The sequence below is a fragment of the Burkholderia sp. BCC0097 genome (genome assembly GCF_902832985.1).
Taxonomy (GTDB): Bacteria; Pseudomonadota; Gammaproteobacteria; order Burkholderiales; family Burkholderiaceae; genus Burkholderia; species Burkholderia orbicola.
In genome coordinates this window covers 954,648-961,508 of sequence record NZ_CADFDM010000002.1, presented here as the reverse complement: position 1 = coordinate 961,508, position 6,861 = coordinate 954,648, and the positions used below count along the sequence as shown (strand labels likewise).

The 6,861-nt window shown below is 68.5% G+C and carries 6 protein-coding genes and 1 pseudogene; 5 read left to right on the top strand and 2 right to left on the bottom strand.

Going from position 1 to position 6,861, the window contains the following annotated elements:
• From HWX07_RS09585 to HWX07_RS09570, 4 genes and pseudogenes are all read left to right on the top strand, one after another.
• Positions 1 to 195: pseudogene (locus tag HWX07_RS09585) on the top strand (amidohydrolase); the annotation flags it as partial.
• A gap of 1 nt (position 196) precedes the next feature.
• Positions 197 to 649, top strand: a complete 453-nt coding sequence (locus HWX07_RS09580; RefSeq protein WP_175876133.1) for a DoxX family protein — start codon at positions 197 to 199, stop codon at positions 647 to 649.
• Between the two features lie 204 nt (positions 650 to 853).
• Positions 854 to 1,807, top strand: a complete 954-nt coding sequence (locus tag HWX07_RS09575) for a glyoxalase (RefSeq protein ID WP_175876132.1) — start codon at positions 854 to 856, stop codon at positions 1,805 to 1,807.
• A 14-nt stretch (positions 1,808 to 1,821) separates the two neighbouring features.
• Positions 1,822 to 3,288 carry an alginate export family protein gene (locus HWX07_RS09570; RefSeq protein WP_175876131.1) on the top strand — a complete coding sequence of 489 codons (1,467 nt, stop codon included), beginning with the start codon at positions 1,822 to 1,824 and terminating at the stop codon, positions 3,286 to 3,288.
• Between the two features lie 28 nt (positions 3,289 to 3,316).
• Here HWX07_RS09570 and HWX07_RS09565 read toward each other — a convergent pair whose 3' ends face one another.
• On the bottom strand, positions 3,317 to 4,222 hold the full coding sequence (locus tag HWX07_RS09565) for a LysR family transcriptional regulator (RefSeq protein ID WP_175876130.1): 906 nt from the start codon (positions 4,220 to 4,222) through the stop codon (positions 3,317 to 3,319).
• A 216-nt stretch (positions 4,223 to 4,438) separates the two neighbouring features.
• Here HWX07_RS09565 and HWX07_RS09560 point away from each other — a divergent pair, with 216 nt between their 5' ends.
• On the top strand, positions 4,439 to 5,485 hold the full coding sequence (locus tag HWX07_RS09560; protein ID WP_175876129.1) for an MBL fold metallo-hydrolase: 1,047 nt from the start codon (positions 4,439 to 4,441) through the stop codon (positions 5,483 to 5,485).
• Between the two features lie 275 nt (positions 5,486 to 5,760).
• On the opposite strand, the gene HWX07_RS09555 is transcribed toward HWX07_RS09560, so the two are convergent.
• Entirely contained in the window at positions 5,761 to 6,732 is a 972-nt protein-coding gene (locus HWX07_RS09555) for a LysR family transcriptional regulator (protein WP_175876128.1), read from the bottom strand.
• Positions 6,733 to 6,861 lie beyond the last annotated feature (129 nt).

Genomic DNA, 6,861 nt, shown 5'->3' with positions numbered 1-6,861 from the left:
GGCTATGGCGGCTGGGGCGCGACGCAGCGCAACGGCGCGCCGCTGCAGCGCGCGGCGGCCGCCGCGATGTGCGCCTGCGCGAACGAATGCAACGTTCACCAGCATGCGCACGCGAACGCATGGGCAAACGCGTTGCCGACGTCCGACGCGAAGGGCTTCTGGGGTGCATTCGGGTGCTCGTGCTGGGCGATCTGATATGACGATGGATACCACTTACGACTCCCCGGCGTGGGTCCGTGCGCTGCTGTCGCAGCCATGGGTGCTGCCGGTCGCGCGTCTGATGCTGGTGTCCGCGTATCTGATCGCGGGCATGTACAAGCTGCTGGATTTCAATGCGGCCGCCGCGGAGCAGGCGCACTTCGGCCTGCACCCCGGGTCGGTGTGGGCGGCGATGGCGATCGTGGTCGAGATCGGCGGGCCACTGTGCGTGCTGTCGCGGCGTTTCACGTGGCTCGGGGCGGGTGGCCTCGGTGTATTGACCCTCGTCGCGATGCTGGTGGCCGCCGACTTCTGGAACATGACGGGCGCTGCGCGCTTCATGGCGCTTAACGCATTTTTCGAACATCTGGGACTGATCGGTGGGCTCGTCCTCGTCACCGTGCTCAACGATAGGCGAAACCAGGCTGGCAGCGTTTCCGCCAGTCGGTGACGTTGCGACGACCGTGCCGAAACGACGAGTCTGCGCCGTCTGCCGTCGAGCGGGAAGCCGCGCGCGCCCGATTGCGGCGCACGCGGCTGCTCGCGGTGCGCATCTTTCTCGCCTGTCGTTCGGGGCGCCCGGACGAGCGGCCTGTATCCCGCTGAATCCGCACGCGGCGCCGGGCCGCGCGCATCACCATCAAGGAGAAAACCAATGAATTCATTGAACCTGCGCAACATGCTGAGCATCACCGCCGCGGCGTCGGCCGTGCTCGCCGCGCTGCTGGCCGGCGCGCCGGCGCTCGCCGACGAAACCCACCTCGACGACATCGCGTCGCCGGCCGCCGCGGCGCGGTCGCCGGCCATTGCGGTCGGCCCGCAGTACGACACGACGCACGTGTGCGTCGCCCCCGAAGACTTCGACCGCTTCACCGACAGCTTCGTCGCGACGTTCGGCGGCAAGAAGTCGAAGCAGGGTGTGTTCCAGGTCACGCCGACGCCCAGCCAGACGATGTCGCAGCTCGTGCTGACGCCGGTCGGCACGATCTCTGTGTTCGGCTTCAAGACGCCGATTCCGTATCCGTTCTGCGAGGAACGCACCGGCTATCTCGTGACCGACATGGACGTCGCGGTGAAGTCGGCGCGCGCGCATGGCGCGGACATCGTCGTATCGACGTTCCCCGATCCGATCGGGCGCGACGCGATCGTTCGCTGGCCGGGCGGCGTGAACATGCAGCTGTACTGGCATACGCAGGCGCCGAACTACGACGCGCTGCAGACGGTGCCGGAGAATCGCGTGTACGTGTCGCCGGAAAGCGCGAGCAAGCTCGCACGCAATTTCGCCGCGTTCTCGCACGGCAAGATCGTGTCGGATGTGCGCCATGCGCCGGGCATCGAGATCGGCCGGCCGAACGACACGTACCGCCGCATTCGCATCGAATCGGGCTTCGGCAAGATGACCGTGCTCGCGACCGACGGCCACCTGCCGTACCCGTTCGGGCGTGAAATGACGGGCTACGAAGTGGCCGATCTCGCCGCGACGCTGAAGCAGGCCGAAGCCGCGGGCGTGACGGTGCTGGTGCCGCCGTTCAAGTCGGACGGCCGCGACGCGGCGCTCGTGCAGTTCCCGGGCGGCTACGTCGCCGAAATCCACGCGCGGTCGAAATGACGGTGCGCCGGCCGATGAAGCGATCGTGGCGCGGCGCGCTGCCGTGCGTCGTGCTGGCGGGCGGCGCCGCGTTGCATGCGGGTTCGGCCGTCGGCGCGGAGGCCGATGCCGGTGTGACGGCGGCCGGCGCGGCCGCGTCGCCGGCTGCCGCCGCGGCGGCGTGCACCGCGAAACGCCCGACGGTGCTGTTCAACCGCTGGCAGGAAGACTGGTCGGTGCTCGCGAATCCGTGCGTGCCGCGCAAGCCGTTCGACGCGCTGAAATACATACGGCTCGGCGACGATCCGTCGACCTACCTGTCGCTCGGCGCGAACCTGCGCGAGCGCTTCGAACTGAACAACGCGCCGCTGTTCGGCCTCGGCGCCGCGCACGACGACAACTACGTGATCCAGCGCGCGAACGTGCACGCGGACCTGCGCTATCGCGGGCACTTCCAGGCGTTCGTGCAGTTCGTCGATGCGCGGCCGTTCGGCAAGGACACGGTCGGCCCGGTCGACAAGGATCAGCTCGACCTCGAGCAGGCATTCGTCGCGTACGTCGATCAACTGGGGCCGGGCACGTTCAAGACGCGGATCGGCCGGCAGGAGATGGCGTTCGACTTGCAGCGCTTCGTGTCGGTGCGCGACGGCCCGAACGTGCGGCAGGCGTACGACGGACTGTGGACCGATTACGAAATCGGCAAATGGCGGCTGATCGGTTATGTGACGCGCCCGGTGCAGTATCGCAATGCGGCCGTGTTCGACGACGTGTCGAACCGCCACCTGCGATTCGACGGCGTGCGCGTCGAGCGCACCGGCACGGGGCCCGGCGATCTGTCCGCGTACTGGTCGCGCTATACGCGCGACAACGCGCGCTATCCGGATGCGTCCGGCACCGAACGGCGCGACGTGTTCGACATGCGTTACGCGGGCAAGGCCGACGGGGTCGACTGGGACGTCGAGGCGATGCTGCAGACCGGCCACGTCGGGCAGGACACGATCGGCGCATGGGCGTTCGGCGCGCTGGGCGGCTACACGTTCGCGAAGACGGCCGGCACGCCGCGCATCGGCATCCAGGTCGACGGCGCATCGGGCGACGCGCATCCGGGCGACCGGCGCGTCGGCACGTTCAACCCGATGTTTCCGAACGGCTATTACTTCACGCTCGCCGGCTATACCGGGTACAGCAACCTGATCCACGTGAAGCCGTCGCTGACGTTCAAGCCGGCCAGCTCGGTGACGGTGCTCACCGCGGTTGGTTTCCAGTGGCGGCAAACGACGGCCGACGCGATCTACGGGCAGGGGATGTCGGCGGTGCCGGGCACGGCCGGCAAGGGCGGCGCGTGGACGGGGATGTACGCGCAGGCGCGCGTCGACTGGCTCGTGAACGCGAACGTCGCGCTCGCGCTCGAAGCCGTGCACTTCCAGCTCGGCTCGTCGATTCGCGCACTCGGCGCACGCAACGCCGACTACGTCGGGATGGAAGCGAAGTTCGGCTGGTGACGCATGGCATCGCCGCGCGTCGCCCGTATCAGGGCTGCGCGCGAGCGAGCGATTCGACGAAATCGATGAACGCGGTGACGCGCTTCGAGCCGCGCTGGTTCGGCAGGTACAGCGCGGTGATCACCGCGCGCGCCGAGCCCGGCGTCACGTCGTACTGATCGAACAGCCGTTGCAGGCGGCCGGCTTCGAGGTCCGTATCGACCAGCCAGTCGGGCAGCAGCGCGATGCCGGCGCCGTCCAGCGCGGCCTCGCGCAGCACTTCGCTGTGGTTCGATTTCAGCCGCCCGGTGACGACGACCTGCGTCGTGCGTTGCGCGCCCACGAACGTCCACGTCTGCTGGTCGACGCCGAAATGAAAGCGCAGGCACGCGTGATCGACCAGTTCGCCCGGGGTCGCGGGCGTGCCGTGCGCGTCGAGGTAGGCGCGGCTCGCGACCACGTAGCGCCGGAACGTGCCGAGCGGCCGCGCGACGACGTCCGCGGTCGGGGCCGCGTCGCCGAGCCGGATCGCGACGTCGATCCGGGCGGATACGAGATCGACGCGTTCGTCGGTGAGCTGCAGGTCGAGGTCGAGCTTCGGATGGCGCGCGACGAACGCGGCGACGTGCGGCGCGATGCGGCGCAGCCCGTAGGCGACCGGGACCGACACGCGCAGCGGGCCGGACGGCGCGTCGCCGCGGTCGGCCACCAGCGCGTCGGCATCGGCGAGTTCGCCGAGCACGCGTTTCGCCCGCGCATAGTAGACGGCGCCCGCGTCGGACAGCGTGACCTGCCGCGTCGTGCGGTTCAGCAGCACGGTGCCGAGCGACGCCTCGAGCGCGTCCACCGCGCGCACCACCGACGAAGCGGCGAGATCGAGCCGGCGCCCCGCGCTCGAGAAGCCGCCGGCTTCCGCTACTTCGACGAAGGCGCGCAGCGCGGAGAATTTGTCCATGGGTCGCCTCGGTGCAGGTCGTCACGTCGTGTTGCATGCGGTTCGCATTCTAGCGCCGGCCGGTGCGGCGGCCGCGCGCGCGTGCCGGGTCTTCAGGACAATTCAGGCGCCGCGCGGGATTTTCGCGAAGGCGCCCGATAAGCTGCGCCACATCGCGTGTCGCACGGACCGTTCCATTCGTGACCGGGCGCGCGCACGGTTTCTCACGGAGAACATATGAAGACCCTGTTCCGGCACGCGTGCGTTGCGCAGGCGGCCCGTTTGCTGATCGTGGCCGGGTGCGCGGGCCTGTTGGCGCCTGCGGCTTTCGCGCAGGCCGGCGTGCAGCCCAACGCGCACGCCAATGCGCAACCCGAAGCGCAATCCACGGCGCCAGCCCCTGCGGCGGGCCAGCAGCCCCCCGGCTTCTATCGACAGAAGATCGGCGATTTCACGGTGATCGCGCTGTCCGACGGCACCCATCCGTTTCCGGTCGACACGGTGTTTCGCGACATCTCGAAGGACGAGATCCGGCGCGACCTCGACCGCGCGTTCCTGGAGCCGCCCGTGCAAGGGTCGATCAACGCGTTCCTGGTCGATACCGGGTCGAAGCGGATCCTCGTCGATGCGGGCGCCGGTACGCTGTACGGCGACTGCTGCGGCAAGCTGCTCGACGACCTGCGCGCGGCCGGCTACGCGCCCGCGCAGATCGACGAAGTGCTGCTCACGCACCTGCACAAGGATCACGTGGGCGGCATTGCGTCGAACGGCGCGATGACGTTTCCGAATGCCGTCGTGCGGGTGAACGCGGTGGAGGCCGCGTACTGGCTCGATCCGGCCAACAAGGCGCACGCGCCGGCGTTCCTCGCGTCGTTCTTCGATGCGGCCGCCGCGGCGGTCGCCCCTTATGTCGCGGCTGGCCGCTTCAAGACGTTTCGCGGCGACGCGACGCTCGCGCCCGGCATTCGCGCGGTGCCGATGCCCGGCCATACGCCGGGGCATACGGCTTATCTGATCGAGAGCGGCAATGCGGGCCTGCTCGCGTGGGGCGACATCGTGCACGTGGCGGCGATCCAGTTGCGCGACGTCGATGCGACGGTCCAGTACGACAGCGATGCCGCCACTGCACGCCGCACGCGGCGGGATACGCTGAAGCGCGTCGCCGATCGACGCTATCTCGTCGGCGCCGCGCATATCGCGTTTCCCGGGCTTGGCCACCTGCGCCGGGACGGTGCGCAATACGACTGGGTGCCGGTGAACTACGACGCGACGCCGGTGCGGTGACGAAAATGCCGTCACGTCGCTCCTCTGACGGCCGACGACATCGGCGAGGCCACGTCCGTGGCGACATGCGCACGCTGCGGCATTCTGTAGGACGACGCGCCACGACGTGAATCGCTCACGCGCGTGGCGTGTCCCGATCCGGCTTCGACGGAAGTCACTACCGTCCGGTTCTTGATCGCGAGTCCGAGATACCGCGACGACACGTCCAGCACACATCCAGCAAAATCAACCGTCATTTCGTTGTTTCCCCTGCATTCGTATCGGCAAAATCTTCGTCAAGCTGCGCACGGCGTGAGCGTCGCCTGCGTCGCTGCCATCCGGGCCATGTTCGGTACAGCCGCCATTGCACCCGCCTCGTCGCGCTGCTCGCCGAAGGCGTCGAGCAAATACTCGGTCAATTTGCGCACCCGCGCGGGGAGATTGCGTCTGGACCGGTAAACGAGACAGGCTTCCAGCGGCGCCACCTGCCACGCATCGAGCACACGCACGAGTTCGCCGCGATCGAGCGCCGCTTGTGCGAGCTGGCTGGGCAGGATGGCTACTCCCTCGCCGTCGACGGCCGCCGCGAGCAGCGCATGAGGACAATTCGTGCGCAGCGCCGCGCGCGCGCCAAGCGACACACACTCGCCGGATGCTGCATGGCTGAGTGTCCATACCGAATGCTGCGCGCCCGTCGCGAGGCAAGCTTCGGCAGGCACATCCAGCGGGTGAGCGAGAGCGTTGGTCCGTTCGAGCCAGGCAGGGCTCGCATAGAGCCCGAGCGGCACGGCCGCGAGCGATCGCGCGATGCACGACGACGGCGCCGAGCGCCCGACGACGATCGCGAGGTCTGCAAGATCGCCGAGCGTGTCGGCCAGATGGTCGACGCGCCGCACGTCGACCCGTACTTTCGGCCAGGCGCGCATGAAGCGGACCAGGACGGAAGTGAGGCGGGCGGTATCGAAGATTGCCGGCACCTCGATGCGGACGTTCCCCGCGCAATCGCCGGCTTCGTCGCTGCCGGTACGCGCGAGTTCCTCATAGGAGGACAGAACGCCCGTGACGCGCTCCAGCACCGCATGGCCCGCCGTCGTCAACGCGACGCGGCGCGTGGTCCGGTTGAAGAGCTGCACACCGAGCATCGTTTCAAGATCCTGCACCGCGCGGCTCACCGACGGTACGCCAAGATTGGTGGCGTCCGCTGCCCGCGTGAAACTGCCGTGGTCCGCCACTGCCTTGAATACCTCCAGCGCTTTCAGACGCTCCATCTCGACCTCCGATCATTGATTGGCTTGCATGGAGCCATGTTGGCGGGCAGACGCGCATCGGGCCAGTTACGACTTGTTAAGCGTTGCTAAGCCGGCGCCCGGATCCGCGCCAATCCTCACGGGCCGCAA